The following is a 25,638-nucleotide window of genomic DNA, read 5'->3' on the forward strand; positions in this document are numbered from 1 at the left end:
TATGGGCTTAATACACATTGTTTTTGGTCAGGCTTCAATCCCCGTGTTGGCAGAAGCGGTGGCGATGGATGAAAAAATGAGTGGAGAAATCCTTTGTTTTGAAGACGACCTGTCTGTAGGACCGTTATTTATCCTGGACACCCCTGAAGGCCGTAACGGCCGCCGGTTGTTCTGGCAACAGCTGGCCGGTATTGAACCGGTGGCGTCAGCCGCTGATGAAGAAGTACCAGTGGCGCCCGTGAATGAAGAAACGGATGATGCCGACCGTTTCAAATCCCTGAAAGTACAGTTAAAAGCAGATCCTGAACAGGAAGTCTGGATATGGGCCGGGCAGAATGCCCGCGACGTATGCGGTTACTACTGGCTGGTGAGTCAGCTGTATGATTTTGCAGGCCGCATTCATATCATCTATCTCAATAACCTGCCTTTCCTGAATGAGAAAGGCGCCGTATTTTATCCTACGCACCTGCACCAGATTCTGCCAAAGGAATTTCTGAAAGCAAAAAAGCTGGCGCGCGCTATTTCACTGGCAGAGTACGAGCTGGACGGAGATGAGTGGCATCGCCTGATGAATGAAAACGCTGGTATCCGTTTACTGGAAGGCGGTAAAAAGATAAAAGGAGAGCCTACTTTATTTTATGATAAGGAGCTGCAGGCACAGAGCGGAAAAGAATTTGTGAAAGCATGGAGAGTGGTGCAGCAGGTAACCGGTAAGCTGAAATACCCGGTGATGGACCAGTTCCTCGGATGGCGGCTGAAAGAGCTGATCCGCGAAGGTAAACTGGAGAGTAAAGGAGAGTTGAAAACGATCCGCGATTTTGAAGTAAAGCAACCGGGAGAAAATATCACCACCACTGAAAACCCCACTACCGTATGATCACCGTAACACCATTGGAGCTGATGGGCGCAGATGACCGGGGCAGCGGTTATTTCTGGAACTGCAACCGCACAGGCGATTTTCTCGTTTGCTACCGCAATGCCGGCAGCAGCAGCGGTCAGCATTACCATGAAGGCAAAAGCGACAACAAGAATCCGGAAGTCCTGTACCTGTTTACCGGCAAGGCCGCCATTCACTGGTGTCCGCTGGGTGGACAGGAAATTGTGACCACGGAAATAACAGCACCGGCAAGAGTAGAAGTGCCGGTGAACATATGGCATCAGTTAGTGGCAATCACGGATTGCTGCTTTATTGAGCTGAACTCCCTGGAAGATGTACAGCGTGATAGCATACGCATCTGGCGGGAGGATTTTGAAAAAATGATTAACGTAAAACCGTAAGTGTACTATACATGGACATGGAAAATAAAACACCAGACGAATCTCTGCACAATGTCATCCACGTGGGGGGCATGTATGAGAGCTGGTTCCTGGATTACGCCTCTTATGTGATCCTGGAGCGGGCGGTGCCCAGCGTGGAAGATGGGTTGAAACCCGTACAGCGTCGTATCCTGCACGCCATGAAAGAAATGGACGATGGCCGTTTTAATAAAGTGGCTAACGTTATCGGGCAAACGATGCAGTATCACCCACATGGAGATGCTTCTATCAGTGATGCCATTGTTAACCTCGGACAGAAAGACCTGCTTATTGAAACCCAGGGTAACTGGGGCGATGTGAGAACCGGTGATGACGCCGCAGCCGCCAGGTATATTGAGGCGCGCCTGTCGAAGTTTGCACTGGACGTGGCTTTCAATCCTAAAACAACTTCCTGGCAGCTCAGTTACGATGGCCGTAAGAACGAACCACTGGCTTTACCCATGAAGTTCCCGCTGCTGCTGGCACAGGGAGCGGAAGGTATCGCAGTAGGCTTGTCTACCAAAATATTACCGCATAATTTCTGCGAGCTGATAGATGCTTCCGTAAAATATCTGCGTGGTAAAAAGTTTGAACTGTTCCCGGACTTCGCTACCGGCGGTATGATCGATGTAGCCAACTACAATGATGGCAAACGCGGTGGTAAGGTAAGGGTACGGGCACATATTGAAGAGAAAGATAAAAAGACGCTGCTGATCAAGGATGTACCTTATGGTATCACCACTACGCAGCTGATGGAGTCGATCGTAAAAGCCAACGACAATAGTAAAATCAAGATCAAAAAGGTAGTGGATAACACCGCTGCAGAAGTAGAGATTGAAGTGCAACTGGCGCCCGGCATTTCTCCGGATATTACCATCGATGCCCTGTACGCCTTCACGGATTGCGAGATCTCTATTTCTCCGAATGCCTGCGTTATTGTAAGTGATAAACCGCAATTCCTCACCGCATCCGATCTGCTGAAAGCTTCTGCCGACTACACCAAAGACCTGCTGAAACAGGAACTGGAAATTAAGCTGGCGGAATTACAGGAGAAATGGCATTATACTTCCCTCGAAAAACTCTTCTTCGAAAAAGGGATCTATAAGGAACTGGAACAGAAGCATAAGGACTGGGAAACCGTACTGAATGCGATTGATAAAGGATTTACACCGTATAAGAAACAATTGAAACGCGAAATTACCCGCGAGGATATTGTGAAATTAACGGAGAAGCCTGTACGCCGTATTTACCGCCTGGATATCAATGAACTGAACGAACAGATCAAAGGTATTGAAGCGGATATCAAGGAAGTGAAAAACAACCTGGCCAACCTCACGGATTACACCGTAGCTTACTACGATAACCTGTTGAAGAAGTATGGCAAAGGCCGCGAGCGTAAAACCATTATCAAAACTTTTGATACCATCCAGGTGGCATCCGTAGCGATTGCCAACACCAAAATATATGTAAACCGTGCAGATGGTTTCATTGGTACTTCCCTGAAGAAAGATGAGTTTGTAGCAGATTGTTCTGATCTCGACAATATCATCATCTTCCGTCGCGATGGTAAAATGCTGGTGACAAAAGTAGCCGATAAAACCTTTGTGGGTAAGGATATTATTCACGTGGATATTTTCCGTAAGAATGATGAACGTACTACCTACAACATGATTTATGTGGAAGGTAAAACGGGTGTGAGCTATGCCAAACGTTTCAATGTAACGGGTGTTACCCGCGACAAGGAATACGACCTGGCGCATAAAGGTGAGAAAAATTCCAAAGTGCAGTATTTCTCTGCCAATCCAAACGGAGAAGCAGAAGTGGTGACGATCAAGCTGAGCCCGAACTGTAGCGCACGTAACAAGGAGTTTGACCTGTTCTTCGAAACCATTGCTATCAAAGGACGTAGTTCCATGGGTAACGTGGTGACCAAGTACCCGATCCGTGGCGTGAAATTCAAAGAGAAAGGCGTATCTACACTTGCCGGACAGAAGATCTGGTATGATACCGAAACCGGTCGTCTGAACACAGAAGAACGTGGTGTTTACATCGGTGCTTTTGAAGGAGAAGACAAGATCTTTGTCGCCTTTAAGAACGGTACCTATGAACTCACTAATTACGATCTCACCAATCGTTATGAATCCGGTGATGTGGTGTACATTGAGAAGTTTAATCCGGAAAAAACGGTGACGGCGATCTACTTTGATGCAGACAAGAAACAGTTTAACGTTAAACGTTTCCGCATTGAAACGCAAACGCTGAATAATAAATTCACTTTCATCAAGGAAGGAGCAGCCAATTACCTGGAAATGGTGACCACGCATACGCAGCCGATTGTATTGCTGAAAACGGGTAAGAAACGCAGTCCGGAAGAAGAGGAAATAGACCTCTCCGAATTTGTGGAAATAACCGGTTGGAAAGCAGTAGGAACAAGGATTGCGGGCGAAGACCTGATCAGTGCGGAATTGTTGTCTGAAGATGAAGATCCGGATCCGAATGAAGAAGGACCAGCAGGCGGACAGGGCGAATTGTTCTAGCCGGTTGTTTAAAACGATACCAAAAAAGCGGATAGCATATGCTATCCGCTTTTTTTATTTAAGAGAGATGATTATATTTTCCCTCCCATATTCCTGATCATTTTTTCAAGGAAGTTGATCGCAGCAAGATACTCTTCTGTGCTGATGCCTTCCATTACTTTTTCCTTGTTCTTCAATTGCAGCGCTTCAATGGCGATGTATTCCTGTTTCCCGGTATCAGTAAAGGAATAATGATTTGCGGAGAACTGTATCCAGTTACGGACGATCAGTGATTCCAGCAGTTCATCCAGTTCTTTTTCTGAGAGAAAGCGGTTTACCTGGTGGTAGTACAGCTCTTTACTGATTTTTCCGTGCGTATCTATATTTTTCAATACCTGCCAGTGAAACCTGTTGATCTGGTAGGTTTCAAAAGCATTATTGGTGAAATGTGTAATAAGGCTGTCCGCTTCTTTGAGATACCAGCCAATGGGAAGCTTTTCAGCTATTTCGGATTGCATGAGTGTTGTTTTAATCTTTGATGGGGGTGGTAATTTCAATCATAATGGCATCAAATGTAAAGTAGAAACCGAATGTTTTGCGCATGATCTGTGGCTCCTGGTCCAGTTGGATACCTCCGCTTTTCAGTCGCTCCCAGGTGGCTTTTACAGCAGCTTCATCTTCCAGGTAAAATCCGATATGGAAAGTATCCGGGTAGGTGTGGTTGCCTTTTTCGTTCATTTTCTGGTGCATCAGCACCAGGATGAATCCATCAGGACCGTGTAAAACGGACAGCGTATCGTTCAGCTTCGGATCCACACAGGTAAAGTCGAAATAGGTTTCGAATAAAGCGCGGGTGGAGGGGATGTCCTTTACAGAGAGGTTCAGGTGATTGAGTTGCATGATAAATGAATGTTCGCTCGTTTATGATGCAAAGGTAAAAGAATGATTGTTCTTTTAAGAAAAAAATTTAAAAAGCAGGTAAAAAAGTGGTTTATGCCGGTAAATCAGGAATAAAAACCGGGCTACTATTGGTATCGAAAGGCAGATAGATCCGTTCCCATTCGTTTCCATCAACAATTTCCCAGGTATGACCGGGGCCTTCGGTATCTTCGGCGATGAGGATAATACCTGGTTCGATAATAAAGGTATCGCCATTGGTAACGGCAAATTTCAGCGTCCCTTTGAGGGTTACCACGTACTGCCGCCTCGGGGCAGGATGCGGAACATTTTCGAGGGTACCGGTGCCGGTTTGTCCAAAGAAGTAACCGACTTCTATTTGCCGGTGGGTTTCAATTCTCCCGGTTTCAAAAGAACATTCTGTTTCATTGATATTGAATAGCCTGATAGCCCTGATGTAAGTTGATCCGTTATCCATATGCTTTATTGTTTCTTCTTTTGCGTTGCTGGCTTCTTCGGTGCTTGTTGTTCGTAGTCTTCGGCCGACTTCGGCTGGGTCATACTTTTCTTTTTCTGATCCAGTGGTTGGGGGGTAGGAGCGCCTTTTCCCATAGGAATGGCATCATGGAAGATCTTATTCACATGCATCCATTTACCCGCCAGCCATTTAAAGCCTTCGTAGTCCATATCGGATACGTAGGTGAATTTCTTCGCCGGCTCATTGGTTTCTGAAATGAGGTGATCATATACGATCATATTCAGCTCTTTGTTATAATTGAGCGTAGCGGTGCTTTCCTTCTTATATTCAATGATAAAGCGGTTGCGCGTGGGTTTGGGCGTACTGTCTTCTGCGAAGCTGAAAAATGGACCGCCAAACACCGGTGTGCCGTTTTTAAAGGTCAGCATTTCCACTATTTTCTTCTGACTGCGTGGGTTATTGGCGTCCCAGCCAAAGAGGGTATAAAACTCCTGGTTGAAGTAATGGCGGTGTACGATATTATAGTACAGGCAGCCATACCAGGACTTATTATCTGTAATGGTATCTGTATTGGTCATGTAGTCAGACGCATCGAACAGGGGGAATAGCTTGAGCTGTCCATCAGGCGTATTCATCTGGATAGCCCCAAAATGCCGGTAAAAGCCGTTTTCACGTTCCAGTGCCCAGGTGAAAATGCGGAAGGCGCTGTCCTGAGGGTATTGAATGGACACCGTTTTCAGGGAATCAAAGGAAAAACGGAAAGAGTATTTTGTTTTCAGCGTTCTGACCAGCAAGGGAATAAACTCATCTATGGCCCGTTCCCGGCCATCATCACCTTTACCGTTGAAGATGTCCTGGCTGAGCTGTTGCAGGGTATCCTGGCTGCTTTTCAGGTGTTTCAGCCCGGCAGCATCCGGTTGCTGGGCAAAAGCCAGCACAGAGATGATCATCAGGAAAAGTGACAGTAATGATTTTTTTACCATGTCTATTATACGGTTCCGGCTGTGAATTATTGTATAGCCTGTGCAAACTGCAGCAGGTTTTGATATCGCTGGTCAATCAGCGGATGCGGAAAAGCGGTTTCCGGACGGGTAGAAGGAATAAAGATCGTTTGCATGCCCAGGTTCTTTCCGAACTGCATATCGCTCAATGTATTGCCTACCATTACGGAGCTACTGAAATCGATATCCGGAAAATCCTGTTTTGCCTGCATCCCCATGCCAGTTGCCGGTTTTCGGCAAGGACTGCTGTTATCTACATCCGGGCAAAAATAAATGGCGTCAATTCTGCCGCCATGTCCTTCAATCTGTTGCTTCATCTGCGTATGTATTTCCTGCAAACCTGCTGTGGTAAGCAGGCCACGGCCAATACAGCGTTGATTGGTGATCACAATAATGCGGTCGAAACGTTTCGCCAGGATAGGCATTGCTGTCAACACCCCATCGCTGAATTGAAACATATCCGGTCGGAGTACATACCCATCACGGATTTCATCGTTGATTACACCATCTCTGTCGAGGAATAAGGTCATGATACCAGTACTTTTTTTGCTGCTTCGTAATCTTCCGGAATACCGATATCGATGAAATAGGTATCGCTGATATAGCCGTACAATTTTCCTGCGCGTACGCCTGGTTCCAGCACGGCTGTCTCAAAAGAAAATTTTTCCGGTAAAGCCAGGCTTTTCAGAAAGCCGGCAGAAGTGCGGTAAATACCTCCATTGATGAGGCCTTCTTCGCAGAATTGTTTTTCATGAAAAGCGGTGATGCGCTGTTCTGATTCATCCAGCTGGATGCTGCCATAGCGGTCGAACTGTTGCATCGGTTTTAAGGCCAGCGACAGCGGACTTTGATGTGCCTGGTGGAAGTTATTGAATGCGGCAAGATCCACATCAAAATAAGTATCCCCATTCACAATAAACACCTCGTTGCCCTTCAATGCCGGTAGTGCATGAAGAATACCGCCGCCGGTACCCAGAGGCTCCGGTTCTACGGTAAAGGATACACGTAAAGGCAGTTCTATGCTGTTACACCAGCTGATCACCTGCTCAGACAGATAACCCAGCGATAGCACTGCATGATGAATGCCTTGTTTATGCAGGTATTGCAGTAAGTAATACAGAAAAGGATGTTCGCCCAGCGGCGCCATGCATTTAGGCTTATCGGCCACTACACTTCTCAGACGTGTGCCGAGTCCACCGGCAAGTACGATACATTCACGTGTCATGCGCCAAACAGGTTGTTTTCCACTATTTCACAAATGATATGTCCTACGGTGATATGTGCTTCCTGTATGCGGGGCGTATCGGCAGATGGAATATTGATCAGGTAATCGCTGCCTTCTTTCATTTTGCCGCCGGTGCTGCCGGTCATGCTTACGATGATCATACCTTGCTCCCGGGCCACTTTCATGGCTTCGAGGATATTGGCGGAATTACCGGAAGTGGAAATAGCCACCAGTACATCGCCGGAACGACCAATACCCCTCAGGATGCGGGCATATACCTGGTCGTATCCATAGTCATTGCCAACTGCCGTCATATACGAGGTATTGCAGTGTAGTGCTTCCGCATACAGTGGGAGGCGGTCTTTATAAAACCGGCCGGAAAATTCTGCTGCGAGGTGCTGTGCATCTGCTGCACTCCCGCCGTTGCCGCAAAAGAGGATTTTATGATCTGTTTGCAGACTGTGGGTAATGGTATCTGCTACTATTTTAATCGTATTTAACAATGGTTCATCCTGGCAGATCGCTTCTTTGACGTTGATGCTTTCCCGGATTTTATTGACGATGAATTGTTTCATGTTGCAGGCTTTTTGATAGTTGTCCCCTTAAATACTCCACGTTTGAATACCGTGATTGGTAAAGGTATAGCGTTTTACATCGCCACCAAAACCGCTCAAGGCATCTACTACGGCAAAGCGGGTATTTTTAGGGCAATAGAAGATCATAAAACCACCGCCACCGGCGCCTGAAATCTTACCTCCGCTGGCGCCGGCTTTGCGGGCAGCTTCGTAAATTTCATCCAGTTGCGGGTTGGTGATACCCTTGGCCATTCTCTTTTTATGCTCAAAACCGTAATTCAGGATTTCACCGATTTTATCGATGGTACCCCGGAGCAATGCCTCCTTCATCATCACCGCCTGTTCTTTCAGTTGGTGCATGGCTTCGATGGAGTCATCTTTTTTATCGGTTACATTTTTTTGCTGTTCGGAAATAATGCTGGAAGATAAGCGGCTGGTAGAAGTATAAAACAATACCAGGTTATTTTCCAGTTCGTGCAGGTTTACTTCTTTGATGCGGAGCGGGTTTACAATTACTTTATCGCCTTTGTAAAACTCCATGAAATTTACACCACCAAACGTAGCGGCGTATTGGTCCTGTTTACCACCTGCCTGTTGAAGATCTTCCCTTTCAATGGAATAAGCCAGGTGCGCCAGGTCGTATTCTCCCAGCGGAAGTTTCAGCCATTCCGCAAAAGCGCCCAGTACAGCTACTACCAGGGTAGAAGAGGTACCCAGGCCAGATCCTGCGGGAGCATCCACAAAGGTGGTGAGTTTAAAACCGGTAGCCGGCAAGGTGCCATAATCTTTCTGTACCCGGTTGATCACGCCTTTCAGGATATCCAGTTTGCCATCTAACGGTAAGGGGTAAACGGCATCATACACGGCGCTTTCTCTTCTGTCGGCACATTCAAAAATAATCTGTCCGTTCTGCAGCGGCTCTATGGAGGCGCGTGCATACAGGGAGATAGTGGCATTGAGGATAGCGCCACCGTATAAATCCGAGTACGGACTTACATCTGTGCCACCACCGGCAAGGCCTATACGTAAAGGTGCTTTACTTCTGTAAATCATGCTAGCTTTCGTTTTAGCAGATGAATGATACGTCTGGTTTTATAACGCCAAACGGGAATGGTGTCGTGCTAATTGCCGGCAGCCAGTGTTTTTATTTCATTGGCAAGCCTGGACCAGGAGTATTGCAGCTTCTCTTTGCGGAGGGCTTCCACCATATCGGCCTCCCGGTTGTCAACGAAGTATTTTTCGATGGCAGCTGCAATAGAAGCCGGGTCGGGAGTTGCCTGAAAACCCACTACACCATCCGGCACCATTTCTACAAGTCCGCCTACATTGGTTACCACCATGGGTTTCTCAAAATGATAGGCGATCTGCGAAATGCCGCTCTGGGTAGCGCTTTTATAAGGCTGTACCACCAGGTCGGCGGCACAGAAGTAATTTTTTACGGCTTCGTTTGGAATGAAGTCGGTGTGCATCAGCACCCGGTCGCCCAGTTGCAGCGTTTGCAGCAGTTCCAGGTAAGGGGCGGCATCTTCATAATATTCACCCGCTACAATGGCGTGTACATCCAGTTTTTTCAGGCGTTCATCTGCCATGGCCTGTAATAACAGGTCCAGACCTTTGTACTGGCGGATGAAGCCAAAGAAAAGGATATATTTTTTATTTGGATCCAGCTTCAGTTGGGCACGGGCAGCGCTTTTGGTAATGAGCGCACCGTAGTTGTCGTAGATCGGGTGGGGGATGAGCGATGCTTTTTTATTGGGCTCAAACACCCGCAGATCATTGAGTACCGACTGGCTCATGGCTACAAAGGCATCCACCGGCTTCAGGAAATATTTTGTGAAAGCTACGTCACCGGGTCTTTTTTCATGCGGCACTACGTTGTCCAGTACGGCAATTACTTTGGTGTGCTTACGCTTGCCCAGCCGGAGGAGGGAGCCCAGCGCCGGTCCCATGATCGGGAGCCAGTATTTGGTGATGATGATATCCGGATTCATTTTCCGGATCTTTCTGCCTGTTACCAACCAGTTCAACGGGTTCACGGAATTAATGAGCCGTTTTATTTTCAGGTGGGTGGGCGCAGGATCGGTAGAGAACTGGCTTTTACCCGGGAAAAAGAGTTTGGGGTATTGAACAGTAAAGGTCCATATTTCCACCTCATCTGTTTGCTGGAGTTCTTCTGCCAGTCGCTCGTTATAAGCAGCCAGCCCACCCCGGAAGGGGTAGGCTGTACCTAAAATAAGTATTTTCTTCTTGTTAGCCATAGTGTCAGATTACGAATAGAGGATGAATGGATCAGCGTCTGCGGTCGTGACGGTATGCGAGCTGTAATTCATCTTCTGTCACGTTATTGGTATGGTCCATCCGTTCTTCTACCAGGTAGGAGTTACGTTCGGTGGCGTTACGGGTCACCAGTTCACCGATAAAGCCGGTCAGGAATAACTGGGAACCAATGATCATGCAGAGCAGTCCGAAATAGAATAACGGGCGGTCTGTCATGTTCACTTTATCAAAGAATATTTTTGCCAGCGCCAGGTAAGCGGCCACTACAAAACCTACAAAGAAGGAGAGGGAGCCGAGGGCGCCAAACAGGTGCATGGGGCGTTTGCCGAATTTGCCGATAAACATGATGGTCGCCAGATCGAGGAAGCCGTTGATAAAGCGTTCCAGTCCGAATTTGGTGACACCATATTTGCGGGCACGGTGTTCTACTACTTTTTCGCCGATTTTACGGAAGCCGTTCCATTTGGCGATAACAGGAATATAGCGGTGCATTTCACCGTATACTTCTATGGATTTTACCACCTTTTTACGATAGGCTTTCAAACCGCAGTTCATATCGTGCAGTTTTACGCCGCTCATACGGGTAGTGGTGTAGTTATATAATTTAGAAGGCAGGTTTTTGGTGAAGGCGTTATCGTAACGTTTCTTTTTCCAGCCGCTGACGAGGTCGAATTTTTCTTCCACGATCATACGGTACAGTTCAGGTATTTCGTCGGGACTGTCCTGCAGATCTGCGTCCATAGTGATGACCACATCGCCCTGTGCCGCATTGAAGCCTTCGTTGAGGGCCGCTGATTTGCCGTAGTTGCGCTGAAATTTGATCCCTTTGATATGGGGATTCTGTGCAGCCAGTTGCTGGATAACGGCCCAGGAATCGTCGGTACTGCCGTCATCCACCATCCATACCTCGTAGGTAAAATTGTGGGCGTCCATCACTTTCGCGATCCACGCGGCGAGTTCCGGTAAGGATTCTTCTTCGTTTTTTAAAGGAACGATTACGGATATGTTCATCTTAATAGAATAGTATAATTATTGTGCCCTTACAGGCGCTTTTTTACGGACAATCACTGCCAGTACAGCAGATACCATGAAAAATTTTATCAGGTTTCTCAGGTAATCGATGAAAGCAGAAGAGATGGTGACACGATAGTCTGCCTCTTTCAGGTCTTTCAGCTGTTTATCTATTTCATACTGCGGCGCTTTCATCTTCTGCAATAACCATGCAGTATCTTCCATCAGGTGTTGTTTGGACAGTTCCAGCAGGTGGTTATCTGCGACATAGGAAAAAGCGACATAGTTATACACGGCCATCATCAGCGAACTGATCACAAAGGTGGTAAAGATCGGTTTAATGGCATCTTTAAAACCGATATATCCACCCAGCTGTTTCTTCTTTTCAAGTCCGGCCAGTATGCCCAGTGCTGCCCAGACAACGAACTGCAGGAACTTTAATTTAAGCGAAAAAAGATAATCAGGACCGGCTACCCAGATCAGCACATTCCAGAGGATCATGGCCAATCCTACTATAATACCCCATTTTAAACCGGGATTTGAATTTTGTTGCATACGTACACGCTACTAGTTATTAATATGAAATACAGGTCCATTCACTGTGGCATGTACTTTTCCTTTCAGTTGTGCGCCAATATACGCTGAATTTTTGGACCGGGAGGCGATATGGGCTTTGGTAAATTCCCAGGTAACTTCCGGATCAAAGATCGTAAGATTGGCGGCGGCGCCTTCCTGCAGGGCAGGTTGAGGCAGTCCGAATATTTTGCGGGGCTGGATTGTCAGCAGGTTAATCAGCTGTTCCAGCGGCAGTTGCGGCAGGTATTGACGGATCACACCAAAAGTGCTTTCCAGTCCGATCATCCCGTTTTTGGCATATTCAAATTCCACTTGTTTGGCATCCCAGTCCTGCGGCAGGTGATGGGTAGCGATACAGTCGACAGTGCCATGTAAAACGGCTTCCTGCAATGCTTTCACATCGTCTGCACTGCGCAGCGGCGGATTTACCTTCAGGTGGGTATCGTAATCAATGAGTTGTGCATCCGTTAAAGACAGGTGGTAAGGCGTTACGGAACAGGTTACCTTGATGCCTTCCGCTTTGGCGGCGGCGATCAGTTCCACTGATTTACGGGTGCTGATACCGGTAAAGTGGATCCGCGAATCGGTATATTTTGCCAGTTCCAGGTCGCGCTGAATAATGAGTTCCTCTGCCAGTGCGGGTTTTCCGGGCATACCCAGCTGGGTGGAATAAATACCTTCGTGCATGAGTCCATGCGCAGAAATGCTCTGGTCGTCCGGCAGCTGGATCAGCGTGCCATCAAATGCTTTGATGTATTGCAATGCTTTGAGCATGAGTCCGGGCGACTGCAACGGTTTCAGTCCGTCAGAAAAAGCCACGGCGCCTGCCTGCTGCATCTCATACATTTCTGCCAGGCCGGTGCCTTCCAGGTTTTTAGTGGCTGCGCCAATTGGCAAAACAGTAGCCGCCGAATGGCGGGATCTGCTCAGTACGTATTCGATCTGCGGTTTCGTATGCAGGGCGGGCTGCGTGTTGGGTACTACCATTACAGTGGTGTAGCCACCGGTGGCAGCAGCTCTGATACCGCTTTGCAGGTCTTCCTTATGTTCCTGGCCCGGATCGCAGAAATGTGCGAAAACATCCATCCAGCCGGCGGAAACATGCAGGTTATTACCTGAAATAACCGTAGCTCGGGCGTCTTCCAGGTTATCTCCTACCTGTTGAATGATCCCGTTCTGAATGGAAATGTCTTTTTGCTGCCCGTGCAAGGGTGAGGAAGGTGCTATAATCTTTACGTTCTTGAGTAGTATGTGCATGCTTTACGTTCTATAACCGGTCCGAAAATACAGGGGCAAATGTAACATAAAACTGTTAATTGTTGAAAGCGAGCTTCCCCCGTTTCCAGGAGCGCCGTTCAGGTTGGTATGATAATTGAAAATGCAGGGGTAGCAGATCAAAATAACTTCCGATGATTGACTATCTTTCTAACCTTGTAGCACGGATATGCGACCGCACAGAACAATTGCATAATGGCCAGACAACCAGCTGGCAGGCGCTCCGGGAAGCAGAACAACTGGCAAATCACGCTTATATACCCTTACTCTACCAATATATTACGCAGGAGCCGGATAAAGATAAGCGTCGCGCTGCCTGTTTTATTATCACACAGCTTTCCAGGAATACCAACGACCCGGAAGTAATCCGGTTTTTACTGGACCGCCTCCGGATGGAGCAGGATGCCGATATGATCACGTCCATGCAACAGGACCTGGAACGCGGACTGGCCATCCCCAGCTATATTAACCTGGAACCTTTATTTAATAATACCCTTTCGTTAAATAACAACATTCGCCGTTCGGCCCTGCTGGCCCTCAGATGTTCCCATCATCCCGCTGTGGAAGACTGGGCCCTGAACCTGCTCAAACGTACGGTGAATGAATACGATATCTATTATATTACCCTGCTGCTGCATAAAGTAGGCACGCCGAAAAGTGTACCTGCCCTGCGCCGGCTGCTCGAATACCACCGCCAGGACGTGAAAAGCCTTGCTTTTGCCGCCATTGCGGATATTGAAAAAGAGAAGGAAGCCATGTTCTATGCCCGCTGCCTCATGCGCGGACAACTGAAATTTGAGGCCATGGAAGCCATTTACAAGTATGCCGATGAAACCGCCATTCCATCCGTAACGGCCCGTATCACGGAATTGTTATCCAAAAGACGGAGCAGCGCCCGCATGACTATAGAAACCGTGAAGAACGGATTTACAGACCTGATGCTGGGCATGGAATTCCTGTTCCGCTTCCGCACAGCTAAGTCAGATGTGAAAAAAACGTTCTCCTGGATCACCGAAAAAAGAGCCGATTACCTGTTGCCCGAAGAAAGAGAGTGGGTGAGAAAGCATTTAGTTAGCGCCTAAAGCCTTAATTTAGCTCCCCAAAAAGAGAGATGAAGAAAGCTTTCCTATTGCTTTTGACAGGATGGATGATGATCGGGGGGCAATATACCTACGCCCAGCAACGTCAGTACACCATGGCGGAAGCAACGAATGGACTCCGGCAGCAACTGGCCCCGGAAAGGTTACGACAATTTGAATGGATTCCCGGAGAAAACGCCTACACCAGCGTAATAACCAGCAACGGCAGCTATGCCTGGGTAAAAGTAACCCTCCCTGCCGGTAAAGCAGATACCCTGCTCACTTTATCCCGGTTAAACGACCAGTTATTTTCTTCCAGACCTTTACGCGGATTACCGCCACTGCGCTGGATCAACGCCAACAGCGCCTGGTTTGCCATCGGCAACGCCCTGTACAAAGGCCAGCTTGAAAATGGCGCTATGCAGTTCAGCAGCTGGTGCGAATTACCCGCTGATGCAGAAAACATCACCGTTAATAAAGAAAGCGGCCAGATTGCCTGGACGGAAAAAAATAATCTTTTCATCCGCACTACCAGCGGCACCGTACAAGCAGTGACCAACGACGTGGATATCAATATCGTAAACGGTAAAAGTGTACACCGCGAAGAATTCGGTATCGATAAAGGCATCTTCTTTTCTCCCAAAGGCGATCAGCTGGCCTTTTACCGAATGGATCAACGCATGGTGAATGACTATCCGATCATCGACTGGTCTGTAACCCCCGCACATAATACCAATATCAAATACCCGATGGCTGGCGGCAAATCACATGAAGTGACGCTCGGTATTTATCAGCCATCTACCCAAAAAACGATTTTCCTGAAAACAGCCGGTCCCGCAGATCATTACCTGACCTGCGTTACCTGGGCGCCGGATCAGCAATCGGTATACGTGGCCCTGCTGAACCGCGAACAGAATCACCTGTGGCTGAACCAATACAGCGCCACCACCGGTGAACTGATCAAAACACTGTTTGAAGAAACAGATGCGAAATATGTACATCCTACCCATCCACTCACCTTTGTACCGGGCAGCCCCGATCAGTTTGTATGGTGGAGCGAAAAAAGCGGCTACAATCATCTGTATCTCTATAATACCAACGGCCAGCAGCTGCGTGCTATCACTGCAGGCGACTGGGTAGTGAATGAACTGCTGGGCTTTAATACCAAACAAAATGAGATCCTTTTCACGGCAGCCAAAGAAGGTCCGATGGAAAAACATCTCTATAAAATAAATTACAAGCAAAAAAGCGCTGCAGCAGTACGCCTGGATAAGGCCGCCGGCTGGCACGAAGCACAAGTGAGCACCGATGGTAATTATGCATTGGATGCATACAGTTCCGGTACTACACCCTATACCGCCCGTGTAACCGCAACTTCCGGAAAATTTGAAAAAGAAATTCTGGCTGCCACTGATCCGCTGAAAGATTTTCAACGTCCGCAGATCAAACAGGTAACGCTGAAAGCAGATGATGGTACACCACTGTATGGTAAACTGATCCTGCCCGTGAATTTTGATTCCACCAAAACCTACCCGGTAATTGTATACCTGTACAACGGTCCCAATGTACAGCTGATCCGCAATACATTCCCGTATAGCGGTAACCTCTGGTACGAATACATGGCCCAGCATGGCTATGTGATCTTTACGATGGATGGCCGTGGCAGTGATAACCGTGGAAAGGCTTTTGAACAGGCTACTTTCCGCCAGTTAGGCACCGTGGAAATGAATGATCAGCTGCAGGGCGTGGCTTACCTCAAATCATTGCCATATATCAACCAGCAGAAAATGGGCGTGCATGGCTGGAGCTTTGGCGGCTTCATGACCACTTCGCTGATGCTGCGTCATCCGGGTGTATTTCAGGCAGCTGTTGCCGGTGGGCCGGTGATCGACTGGAGCATGTATGAAATCATGTACACCGAGCGCTATATGGATACGCCACAGGAAAACCCGGAAGGCTATGCCACGGCTAACCTGCTCACTAAAACAAAAAATCTGCAGGGACACCTGATGCTGATCCATGGTACCAACGATGACGTAGTGGTATGGCAGCATTCCCTCGACTTCCTGAAAGCCTGTGTGGACAACGAAGTACAGGTCGATTATTTCGTATATCCGGGACATTTACACAATGTACTTGGCAAAGACAGGGTACACCTGATGCAGAAGATTACTGATTACTTTGATGCACACCTGAAATAGGTCGTATCTTTTGATAAGCGGAGCGAAGATCGTAGCGAAAAATTAATATTCGCTGTTATCTTCGCTTTGTTATTTTATGCTACTTGCGATCAGTTCATTAAAAATAGTCCGACAATGAAGTTTTTATTCCTCGCTATGGGCCTTTTCACTACCACCGCAGTGATGGCACAGCCAAAGAAACACAAGGTATTATTTATTATTGCAGATGGTATTCCGGCAGATGTGATCGAGTCACAACCTACGCCCAATCTGAAACGTATTGCAAAGGAAGGTGGCTATTGCCGCGCATACGTAGGCGGGGAGAAAGGTGGTTATTCACAGACGCCCACTATTTCGGCTGTAGGGTACAACAGCTTGCTGACCAGTACCTGGGTGAACAAGCACAATGTATGGGACAATGATATTGCTGCACAGAATTATTCCTACCCCAGTATTTTCCGCTTTTTTAAATCCGCTTATCCGGAGAAGACTACCGCCGTATTTTCTACCTGGCTCGATAACCGCACCAAGTTGCTCGGTGATGGATTACCGCAAACCGGCGGATTGCGTATCGATCACGCGGTAGATGGACTGGAACACGATACAGTACAGTTTCCCCACGATAAAGACAGCTGGTATACGCACCTGATCGATGAAGCGGTGGTAGCCAAAGCGGCTGATTACGTGAAGAGTGATGCTCCCGATCTTACCTGGGTATACCTGGAATACAGTGATGATATGGGACACCGCTATGGTACCGGTGAAAGACTGGATACAGCCGTAAGGATGACCGACGATATGGTGGGAAAAATCTGGGATGCGATGGAATATCGCCGCAAAAATTTCAATGAAGACTGGCAGATCTATATCACCACGGATCATGGTCGTGATGCCCATGGCGGACATAATCATGGCGGGCAATCAGACCGGGAGCGCACCACCTGGATCGTGACCAATGCGAAAGGCCTGAACAGCTATTTTAAAACCGCGCAGCCGGGCATCGTTGATATCGCTCCATCCATCGCAAGATTTATGAACATCACAATCCCGGTAGATAATGCAAGAGAGCTGGATGGAGTACCGCTGACCGGCGCTATCTCTCTGGCACAGCCTACGGCGAAACTGGAAAAAGAAACCTTGCAGCTGGGCTGGAAAGCCTATGATAAGAAAGGTAACGTGAAAATATGGGTTACCACTACCAATCACTATAAAGAAGGCGGAAAGGATGAATACCGTTTACTGGCGACAGTACCGGTGTCGAAAGAAAGTGCCACTGTCAATGTGAGCGCACTGCCTTCTTCCTTTTATAAGATTGTGCTGGAAGGACCGTTGAACAGTGTGAACAGGTGGGTGGTACAACAATAGGCAAAAACACCGGAAAAGAGGCTTTACGCAAACGCTTGCGCTGATAACGCAAGCGTTTGCGTACATGAAATGTTAAAAAAATCATGTAGAATCGTTGTAGCAATTAATACGAAAGTGAACTAAGCTGGAAAAGCAGCAATTATAGACAGCGAACAATGAAGTCGAATAACCAGCCACGGTCAATACTGTGGCTAGGTTATCGATAAATATTTTAACGGTGATGAATCACCAGTTGTGACTCCATAATGGTGCGTTGATAATCATTCAGCGCATGTTCCCCATTCAGCAGTGATAATAACATATTGGTAGCCGCCTGCCCCTGTTCATACGGGAACTGCTCCACAGATGCAGCAGGAGGAAAAGCCGTATACCCGCTTACCGGTGTATTGGCGTAAGATACAAAAGTTATATCCTTATTTATTTCCAATTTTTGTTTCAGGGCATATTGTACGGCGTCCATGGCTACGTAGTCGTTGAACGTAACGATGGCGGTTACTTTGCGTTTGAGCGACAAGAGGTATTTCATAGCAGCTTCCGTACCTGCGGTGGTGAGATCGGCATTGACGATCAGTTTGGGATCGTATTTCAGGCGGTGTTTCTGCAACGCCCTGATATAGCCGGTGCCGCGTTCTTTGCTGGCTACCATGGTTTCCGGCCCGTTGATCATGCCAATAATGCGGTGGCCCTGTTTCAGCAGGAAATCCACTGCCTGTACCGTACCTGATTCCAGGTTGCAGGAAACGGAATGCATATTGGGCAGATCCGGTATGCGGTCAAAGAAAACCACGGGAATACGGGCCTGCTGCAGCATTTCAAAATGCTCGTAATTACTGGTATTTTTTCCGATAGATACAATACAGCCATCTACCCGGTGTTGCTTCATACTCTGGATAATCTGTTTTTCGCGCGCTTCATCATCGTGCGATTGTCCCAGCAATACCGTATAGTTATTACTGTAAGCGGTATCCTCTATACCACTGATGGCGCTGGCGAAGAATGCTTCCGATAATTCGGGCAACAGGATGCCGATGGTGAATGTTTTGCCCTGCTGAAAATAGATGGCAGTCTGGTTGCGTTCATAATTCAGTTCTGCGGCCAGTTCTTTCACCCTTTGCTTGGTTCTTAAACCAATACTATGGTGATCATGTAATGCTCTTGACACCGTGGATACAGAGATGTTCAGCCTTTTTGCAATTTCCTTTATTGTTGGTTGACCCGAAGAAACCACTTTTCTCATACTGACAGCAATTAATAGAAAATAGATACAGCATATACTCTGCCGGACAAGTTACTTAGATATTGGAAAACATTAACTTTTTTTTATGAATAATACATTTTTAATAAAGCAGTTAGATCCATCCGGACCAGCTTTAATAAAATTCTAACACTGTTGTAACGAACTGAACGATGCTTCGGCCTGTTATTTGCTATAAACGGATACCTTTCCATTGTATCCCCGACTATTTATATATACTTATTTGTTAGATTATTAAAATGTATCATTTTATGAAAATAGCACAACTAGCCTTGCCGGTCGCTTTAGTAACCATTTTAGCGTCCTGTTCTGCACCTCGTAAATTAAGGGAATCACAAGCAAGGAATGCACAGCTGGATAGCCTCTACAGGGCAACCTATGGTAAACTGAGAACCTGTGAGGAAGATGCTGCCCGCGCTGCCGCTTCGTACAAAGAAAAAGTAACGAATTTGACAGAACAGCAGGATCAGCTGAAAACCAACAATAGCCAGATGCTGGATCACCTGAAAGAATTGTCAGTTATTTCCAGTTCACAGGCAGAAAGTATCAAGAAATCACTCGATAATATCGGCGCAAAGGATGCCTATATTAAAGACCTCCAATCTGCCATTGCCCGTAAGGACTCCCTGAACATGCAACTGGTGATGAACCTGAAAGGCGCCATCGGTAATATGGACGACAAGGATATTAATATCAAGGTAGATAAGGGTGTTGTATATATTGATATCTCCGATAAACTGCTGTTTAAAAGCGGTAGCTACGATATCAACGAAAGAGCGAAAGAAGTACTCGGCAAAGTGGCCAAGGTGCTGATTGCGCAGCCTGACATCGAGTTCATGGTAGAAGGTCATACCGATAACGTACCATACCGTCCTAACGTATTGCTGGATAACTGGGATCTGAGTGTGAAGAGAGCTACTTCCGTAGTACGCATTCTGCAGAACCAGTATAACATTCCGCCTGCACGTATGACTGCTGCCGGTAGAAGTGAATACCTGCCGGTTGCTTCCAACGATACACCGGAAGGAAAAGCGGCCAACCGCAGAACCAGGATCGTTATCCTGCCACAGCTGGATCAGTTCTTCAAATTACTGGAGAAACCAGCGAACTAAGTTTTCATTTCCATTATATAAAAGCTATTACAGCGGATGAGCGGGCAATTATTTGCTTTGATCATCCGCTGTAATAGCTTTATTCTTTATGTATATTTGCCATCTTCAATAAGAATGTGTTATGAACGAACCTATGTTTTGTGATCCGGTGAGCGGCGTATGTGAAATCCCGGGTACTGCTGTTAAGGACGCGCCGGTAGTAAGCGCGCTGCCTGTTTCTGAAAAACCCCTTCAGCTGGTTTATTTTACGGATCCGATCTGCTCTACCTGCTGGGGAATAGAGCCGCAATGGCGTAAGCTGAAACTGGAATATGGCCATGTACTGGACATCCATTATCACATGGGTGGTTTGCTCCCTTCCTGGGAAGTGTATAGCTCCGGTGGTATCAGCGGCCCTAAAGATGTAGCGCACCATTGGGATGAAGTAAGTCTGCATTACCAGATGCCCATTGATGGCAATGTATGGTTAGAAGATCCGTTGCCGTCTTCCTATCCTCCCTCTATCTGGTTTAAAGCAGCCCAGCAGCAGGATCCTCATAAGGCAGTCATCTTCTTAAGAAAGATGAGAGAAGGGCTGTTTATGGGTAAACAAAATATCTGCAAGCCGGAACCAGTATTGAGGGCGGCTGCGTACGCCGGACTGGATATATTACAACTGGAAAAGGATTTTAATACAGCAGCACCCGGTTTATTTGAAGCAGATCTGGCAATGGGTAAACAATGGGGTGTCCGTGGTTTTCCTTCTATCTTTTTTATAGATAAAGATAGCCGCTCGGAGTTTGTATATGGTGCGAAACCATATACCGTGTTTACCACAGCCCTGAAAAAATTATTGCCCGATGCAGTGGCGCGTACCTATGCGAGAGATCTGGCGCTGTTTTCCTATTTCCCTACGCTGACAACGAAGGAATTTGCTGTTTTAAATGAGTGTGCTTTTGAGGAGGCAGAGCGGCAGCTACTGGCTTACGAGGCAGAGGGCCGTTTGCAGGTAAAACGTATTGCAAGTGGTGCGTTATGGTCAGTAGTGTAAGATAGGAGCATTGGTAACTTTACTGTGGTAGTTTTGGCACCGCTGGTTTTTTGCCAAAGAAATAGGTGACACTGCCCATAAAGTATTGTGTAAGTACAGTATTGCGTTGTTGTTCTATGAAGGTAGTAGATTGAGAGGTAAGCAGCGATTGATTCTTTTTGGTCAGGTCATAGGCATAGAGTTTTGCCTGCAGGCTTTTTCTTCGCAGAAATGTTTTGGAGATCCAGCTGTTGACTACTACAAATTGCTGGTGCTGGCTGGTGTTGTTGGCGTATAATGCAGAACTGCCCAGGGAAATATCTCCCGGAAGGAAGATCTTGGCGGTCAGTGATACATTGTACATGTTATAGTCGGATACTTTGTTGTTCAGTATGGAATAACGGCTGCTGATGTATAACATGCTCACAAATCCTTCCAGTTCCAGCAGTTGTTTATAGGCCCAGGAAGCGTTCAGCATCTGGGTGATACTCAGATCCGAGGTGCTGGCTCTCACCCGGTTGATCAGGGAATTGGCCTTGTTAAAGTAGCAGGACAACGAATAATTCACGGTGAGGCCTGACTTTGAAAATCGTTTTCCCACTGTAAAATCCTGGTTGAAATTATAGTTCCCGTCAATATTGATAGGTTGGGTGATTTGTCGCCCGGCAGAATCGGAATATACGGATTGTGCAATTGCATCATTAGGCAGATCCAGTCCGAAATTGGTACCGAAGGTGATCCCTTTTACACTGAAAGAGCGGTAGCCTATACCGGCTGAATTATAAATAGTTGGTTTCAGATCCGGGTTTCCCAGTTGCACATACAGCGGATTACGGGTCGATACCACAGGGACCAGCAGCATACCGGTGCTGGGAATCCGTGTTTCCCGGTTAATCCGGAAGTCAAAGCTGCGGTAATTATCTATTTTGTAATAAAGATTCAGGTTAGGGGAGATGTAGTTTATTTTTTGCCGGAAATCATTGCCGGCAGTATAATTTTTACTTTTTGAATCAGTGGTGTTATAGGAAACATTGAGTTGTCCCTGCAGTTTGGTTTTGTTAAGAAACAGGCCGGTGCTGATGGACTGTTCTGTAAGATTATTTTTGAAATTGTACGTCAGTTCTTTATTGACAATATCATAGCCCTTTTTCTCATTATCAAAATTGAAAGCGTCCTGGTTATTGTTTGTCTGATTGCTGCTGATCTTGTAAGCTACATTCATGAACAGGGTGGGCATCAGCGGGTATTGGTAACTCAGTCGTCCTGTTAATCTCCTGATATTGAGTTTTGACTTTACCAGTTGATTGATGGTGTCTTCCATTTGTGCTGCGGGCAGCCGGTTTAAGGTATTATTTTTTTGATCATCCCTCGTATTGTTCTGTTCAATGTTAAAGGATGCACTCAGGCTCCCCCAGGAAGGATTGAACTGGTGATTGTACTGCGTAAGCAGGTTAATGGTATTATTTCTTCTTTCTTCCTGATTGGTGGTATTTCCTGCATTGATGGTATCATTTTTTTTCCCGCCGAGGGAAATATAGTCATTGCTGGAATGGAAGTTATTATGTTGTGTGGATCCCATCACATCAAACGACAGGAAGTTCTTGTCGTTCGGCTGTACGGTGATATTGGCAAACACATTGTTCATGTTAGCTGTTGCATCCGAGTTGGTATTACTGTTGTAGCGGAAATTACTATCCGGGAGAATATTGTCGCGTTGTAGTGACTGGTCATTATTGGTGTTGTGGCTCATGTGCATGAAGTTCGCATTGAGCTTTATTTTTTTCGACAGATCGGTGGCGAGGTTGGCGTTAAGGCTATTCTTTTTGGAAATGCCGCCCATCATACTTTCTGCCCTGTTCAGGTTTTCGTCGGTGGAGGAGGGGCCACGGGAGGAATTGACGTTGTTGATATATCCCATTACCACCGCCTGTTTGTTGTCTCTGAACATATTGGCGTTACCGGCGGCCGTATATCTTTTATCGGTGCCATAACCAGCACCGGCTGTGCCGTTCACTCCTTTTTTGTATTCCTTTTTAACAGTGATGTTAATCACCTTTTCATTTTTGTTGCCTTCAACTAAACCATCTGCTCTTTTCCGGTCTATCACCTGTATCTTATCTACCAGGTCTGCAAGCAGGGTTTGCGTTATTTTTTTGGTATCACTATTCCCGTTGCTGTTGTCCTGGAATAGCGGACGCCCGTTTACCAGGATCGTTTTAATGGGAACACCCTGAAACGAGAGGTTACCTTCTGCATCGATGGTGATACCGGGTAATTTGTTCAGCAGGCTTTTCACGCTGGCATTTTCGGTAGTCTGAAAATCTCCTGCGGAAAATTCTACCGTATCTTTCCGGATACTGAAAATGGATTTCGTGACCTTTACATTGATGCTGTTTAAATTGATCGGGTTACGTGCAAGCCCTGAGTATTTAAGATCTATTAGTAAACTTTTGGTTTTTTCTGTTATAGCGATATAATTAGTAACGGCGGTATAGCCCATAAAAGTAATGGTGAGACTATAGTTACCCACCGGTACTTTTTTTATCAGAAAATCACCTGATTCATCTGCTGTGGTTTGTGCAGTGAGAATTGATTTCTCAATCGTATAAAGTAATATCGTGGCGCCGGCCATCGGTTTCCTGGTATCTTTATCATAAGCGTGACCCCTGATTTCCCGCTGCGCCATAAGCGTAAGCGATATACCGAATATAAGTGTGGTTAACGTTATGACGTATCTGTACATTGGACGTGGTTAATTCAATGCAATGTTAACCAGCGAAAAATGGTAAAGTGTTAATCAAGATCAAACCGTAACAGAATGATATAACTATTATTAAATCGTAAAACAAGATGAGGTGATTAACAAATGATTAACGAGGCACGATGCTTGATTCTTATTTCGATATGGATGTTTTTTTGAAGAGAATCGAACCATCTTTTTGAAATATTTGTTTATGCAAAATACTATTTTATGAATACAGACACATTAGTTGCATCACTGAAGGACATGCTGCTGAAACCCAATGCACACGTGACTTTTGCAGATGCCGTAAAGAAATTGCCGGAAGAATTAAGGGGCGTGGTCCCACCAGATATGCCCTATAGCATCTGGCAGTTAGTAGAACATATCCGGCTCACACAATATGATATCCTGGATTTTTCCCGGAACCCGGATTATAAGGAAATGGAATGGCCGAAAGACTACTGGCCAAAAGAAACTGCACCAGAGAATGATGCTGCCTGGAAACATAGTGTGGAGCAGGTAAACAAAGACCTGCATACCTTTATCAGTTTGCTGGAAAAGAGTAAAGACCTGTTTGCGCCTTTTCCGCATGGCGATGGTCAGCATTTATTCCGCGAAGCGGTGTTGTTGCTCGATCACACCAGCTATCACACTGGTGAGATCGTAGCGGTACGCCGGATGTATTCCGCGAAGCGGTGTTGTTGCTCGATCACACCAGCTATCACACTGGTGAGATCGTAGCGGTACGCCGGATGTTGAAGGCCTGGCATTAAATACATTTCCACAAACAGTCGGTAAACCAGTGTTTACGGTCGAAGAAACGGGCTACTGGCTTAAAGCCTGCATAGGCGGCCAGTTGGTCGGTTTCTTCGAGACTGTACTTCTGCGAAATTTCCATATAAATGGATTCATTCTCCGCAAAGTGAATCGTTTGCTGTTCACCAATATGTACTACCTGTTTTTCCAGGCTGATGAGATAGCTTTTGCACGCGCCTGTTACCGGATCGTAAGTAGGAAAGTGTTCAAATTTTGTTACATCAAAATCGGCCTGCAATTCCCGGTTGATCCGGTGCAGGAGATTGAAGTTAAAATCGCGGGTAATGCCCGAAGCATCGTTATATGCATTGAGAATTACCTGTGGATGCTTTTTCAGATCGAAGCCGGTCAGCAGCAGATCACCTGGCTGCAGATATTTCCTTAACTGCTGGCAGAAGCTGCGGGCAGCACCTACACTGAAGTTGCCGATGTTGGCCCCCATAAAAAGTATTACCTTCTTTTTACTGGTGTAGTTATTGGCCTGCTGCAGCATGTGAAAATATTCCCCGTTTAAACCATGCAACTGTAATCCCGGCACCTGTGCCGGTAAATTCTTTTCCAGCTGACTGATCACATTGGCGGAAATATCTATCGGGAAATACGTATAATCTACACCGTTATCTATCAGCGCCTGTAGTAAATGAACGGATTTGGTGGCATCACCGGCGCCCAGTTCCACGAGGTCGAAATCACCTGCATATAACTGCAATGCCTTCACTATCTGGGACGATTGCTGACGGATAATTTCCATCTCACATCCGGTCAGGTAATATTCATGACATTGCATGATCTGCTGAAAAAGTGCATCTCCGGCGGCATCGTAGAAATATTTGGGGTCCAGGTATTTCTGTGACGCGCTGAGGCCCTGCACCACATCACGATAAAATGTATCGGTAGCGGGTTTGCGCTTGCTTGGGGCAAACACAGTTGGAATTACAGTCATAAATAAATT

The 25,638-nt window shown here is 46.6% G+C and carries 24 protein-coding genes; 9 read left to right on the forward strand and 15 right to left on the reverse strand.

Translation table 11 applies throughout. The features are described 5' to 3' along the window. Position 1: 1 nt before the first annotated feature. Genes BMW79_RS14940 through BMW79_RS14950 form a run of 3 tightly spaced genes read left to right on the forward strand, consistent with a single transcriptional unit; the run spans position 2 to position 3,833 of the window. Entirely contained in the window at positions 2-877 is an 876-nt protein-coding gene (locus BMW79_RS14940) for a DUF1835 domain-containing protein (RefSeq protein ID WP_089896036.1), read from the forward strand. Next, positions 874-1,278, forward strand: coding sequence for a hypothetical protein (locus BMW79_RS14945; protein WP_089896037.1), 405 nt, complete (start codon positions 874-876; stop codon positions 1,276-1,278). Before BMW79_RS14940 ends, BMW79_RS14945 begins: the two co-directional genes overlap by 4 nt. A gap of 17 nt (positions 1,279-1,295) precedes the next feature. Then, positions 1,296-3,833 carry a DNA gyrase/topoisomerase IV subunit A gene (locus BMW79_RS14950; RefSeq protein WP_407641630.1) on the forward strand — a complete coding sequence of 846 codons (2,538 nt, stop codon included), beginning with the start codon at positions 1,296-1,298 and terminating at the stop codon, positions 3,831-3,833. 71 nt (positions 3,834-3,904) lie between these two features. On the opposite strand, the gene BMW79_RS14955 is transcribed toward BMW79_RS14950, so the two are convergent. The 12 genes from BMW79_RS14955 to BMW79_RS15010 form a co-directional block, all read right to left on the reverse strand. Next, positions 3,905-4,330 (reverse strand): hypothetical protein, encoded by a 426-nt coding sequence (locus BMW79_RS14955; protein WP_089896039.1) that lies wholly within the window; start codon positions 4,328-4,330, stop codon positions 3,905-3,907. A gap of 10 nt (positions 4,331-4,340) precedes the next feature. Further along, positions 4,341-4,712 (reverse strand): VOC family protein, encoded by a 372-nt coding sequence (locus tag BMW79_RS14960; RefSeq protein WP_089896040.1) that lies wholly within the window; start codon positions 4,710-4,712, stop codon positions 4,341-4,343. Between the two features lie 91 nt (positions 4,713-4,803). After that, entirely contained in the window at positions 4,804-5,187 is a 384-nt protein-coding gene (locus tag BMW79_RS14965; protein WP_089896041.1) for a cupin domain-containing protein, read from the reverse strand. A gap of 5 nt (positions 5,188-5,192) precedes the next feature. Further along, positions 5,193-6,170, reverse strand: coding sequence for a hypothetical protein (locus BMW79_RS14970; RefSeq protein ID WP_089896042.1), 978 nt, complete (start codon positions 6,168-6,170; stop codon positions 5,193-5,195). A 26-nt stretch (positions 6,171-6,196) separates the two neighbouring features. Further along, the gene (locus BMW79_RS14975) at positions 6,197-6,718 is read right to left on the reverse strand and encodes a D-glycero-alpha-D-manno-heptose-1,7-bisphosphate 7-phosphatase (protein ID WP_089896043.1); all 522 of its coding nucleotides are present in this window, start codon (positions 6,716-6,718) and stop codon (positions 6,197-6,199) included. Beyond that, positions 6,715-7,413 carry a nucleotidyltransferase family protein gene (locus tag BMW79_RS14980; RefSeq protein WP_089896044.1) on the reverse strand — a complete coding sequence of 233 codons (699 nt, stop codon included), beginning with the start codon at positions 7,411-7,413 and terminating at the stop codon, positions 6,715-6,717. The genes BMW79_RS14975 and BMW79_RS14980 overlap by 4 nt, the downstream gene beginning before the upstream one ends. Further along, positions 7,410-7,988: a D-sedoheptulose-7-phosphate isomerase gene (locus tag BMW79_RS14985; RefSeq protein WP_089896045.1), complete on the reverse strand. Its 579-nt coding sequence runs from the start codon at positions 7,986-7,988 to the stop codon at positions 7,410-7,412. The genes BMW79_RS14980 and BMW79_RS14985 overlap by 4 nt, the downstream gene beginning before the upstream one ends. Positions 7,989-8,015: 27 nt before the next feature. Then, on the reverse strand, positions 8,016-9,041 hold the full coding sequence (locus BMW79_RS14990; RefSeq protein ID WP_089896046.1) for a GHMP family kinase ATP-binding protein: 1,026 nt from the start codon (positions 9,039-9,041) through the stop codon (positions 8,016-8,018). A 68-nt stretch (positions 9,042-9,109) separates the two neighbouring features. After that, entirely contained in the window at positions 9,110-10,246 is a 1,137-nt protein-coding gene (locus BMW79_RS14995) for a glycosyltransferase (RefSeq protein ID WP_089896047.1), read from the reverse strand. 31 nt (positions 10,247-10,277) lie between these two features. Continuing rightward, positions 10,278-11,276, reverse strand: a complete 999-nt coding sequence (locus BMW79_RS15000) for a glycosyltransferase family 2 protein (protein ID WP_089896049.1) — start codon at positions 11,274-11,276, stop codon at positions 10,278-10,280. An 18-nt stretch (positions 11,277-11,294) separates the two neighbouring features. Beyond that, positions 11,295-11,831, reverse strand: a complete 537-nt coding sequence (locus BMW79_RS15005) for a DUF4199 domain-containing protein (RefSeq protein ID WP_089896051.1) — start codon at positions 11,829-11,831, stop codon at positions 11,295-11,297. A gap of 12 nt (positions 11,832-11,843) precedes the next feature. Continuing rightward, positions 11,844-13,109 carry a dihydroorotase gene (locus BMW79_RS15010; protein ID WP_089896053.1) on the reverse strand — a complete coding sequence of 422 codons (1,266 nt, stop codon included), beginning with the start codon at positions 13,107-13,109 and terminating at the stop codon, positions 11,844-11,846. Positions 13,110-13,261: 152 nt separating this feature from the next. On the opposite strand from BMW79_RS15010, the gene BMW79_RS15015 reads away from it, so the two are divergent. From BMW79_RS15015 to BMW79_RS15025, 3 genes are all read left to right on the forward strand, one after another. Beyond that, positions 13,262-14,209 (forward strand): hypothetical protein, encoded by a 948-nt coding sequence (locus BMW79_RS15015; RefSeq protein WP_089896054.1) that lies wholly within the window; start codon positions 13,262-13,264, stop codon positions 14,207-14,209. Positions 14,210-14,238: 29 nt separating this feature from the next. Beyond that, on the forward strand, positions 14,239-16,407 hold the full coding sequence (locus tag BMW79_RS15020) for a S9 family peptidase (RefSeq protein WP_177192177.1): 2,169 nt from the start codon (positions 14,239-14,241) through the stop codon (positions 16,405-16,407). 114 nt (positions 16,408-16,521) lie between these two features. Continuing rightward, positions 16,522-17,751 (forward strand): alkaline phosphatase family protein, encoded by a 1,230-nt coding sequence (locus BMW79_RS15025; RefSeq protein ID WP_089896055.1) that lies wholly within the window; start codon positions 16,522-16,524, stop codon positions 17,749-17,751. A 211-nt stretch (positions 17,752-17,962) separates the two neighbouring features. On the opposite strand, the gene BMW79_RS15030 is transcribed toward BMW79_RS15025, so the two are convergent. Next, positions 17,963-18,988: a LacI family DNA-binding transcriptional regulator gene (locus tag BMW79_RS15030; RefSeq protein ID WP_089896057.1), complete on the reverse strand. Its 1,026-nt coding sequence runs from the start codon at positions 18,986-18,988 to the stop codon at positions 17,963-17,965. A 269-nt stretch (positions 18,989-19,257) separates the two neighbouring features. Between BMW79_RS15030 and BMW79_RS15035 the strand changes: the two genes are divergently transcribed. After that, entirely contained in the window at positions 19,258-20,118 is an 861-nt protein-coding gene (locus tag BMW79_RS15035) for an OmpA/MotB family protein (RefSeq protein WP_089896059.1), read from the forward strand. Between the two features lie 121 nt (positions 20,119-20,239). Continuing rightward, positions 20,240-21,148: a DsbA family protein gene (locus BMW79_RS15040; protein ID WP_089896061.1), complete on the forward strand. Its 909-nt coding sequence runs from the start codon at positions 20,240-20,242 to the stop codon at positions 21,146-21,148. A gap of 19 nt (positions 21,149-21,167) precedes the next feature. On the opposite strand, the gene BMW79_RS15045 is transcribed toward BMW79_RS15040, so the two are convergent. Then, positions 21,168-23,870, reverse strand: a complete 2,703-nt coding sequence (locus BMW79_RS15045; protein WP_089896063.1) for a TonB-dependent receptor domain-containing protein — start codon at positions 23,868-23,870, stop codon at positions 21,168-21,170. Positions 23,871-24,098: 228 nt separating this feature from the next. Here BMW79_RS15045 and BMW79_RS15050 point away from each other — a divergent pair, with 228 nt between their 5' ends. After that, entirely contained in the window at positions 24,099-24,611 is a 513-nt protein-coding gene (locus tag BMW79_RS15050) for a DinB family protein (protein ID WP_089896065.1), read from the forward strand. Between the two features lie 28 nt (positions 24,612-24,639). On the opposite strand, the gene egtD is transcribed toward BMW79_RS15050, so the two are convergent. Next, a complete protein-coding gene (egtD, locus tag BMW79_RS15055) occupies positions 24,640-25,629 on the reverse strand; it encodes an L-histidine N(alpha)-methyltransferase (RefSeq protein ID WP_089896067.1) in 990 nt (329 codons plus the stop codon). Positions 25,630-25,638 lie beyond the last annotated feature (9 nt).

It is taken from the genome of Chitinophaga arvensicola, assembly GCF_900110835.1.
In the GTDB taxonomy this organism is placed as follows: Bacteria; Bacteroidota; Bacteroidia; order Chitinophagales; family Chitinophagaceae; genus Chitinophaga; species Chitinophaga arvensicola.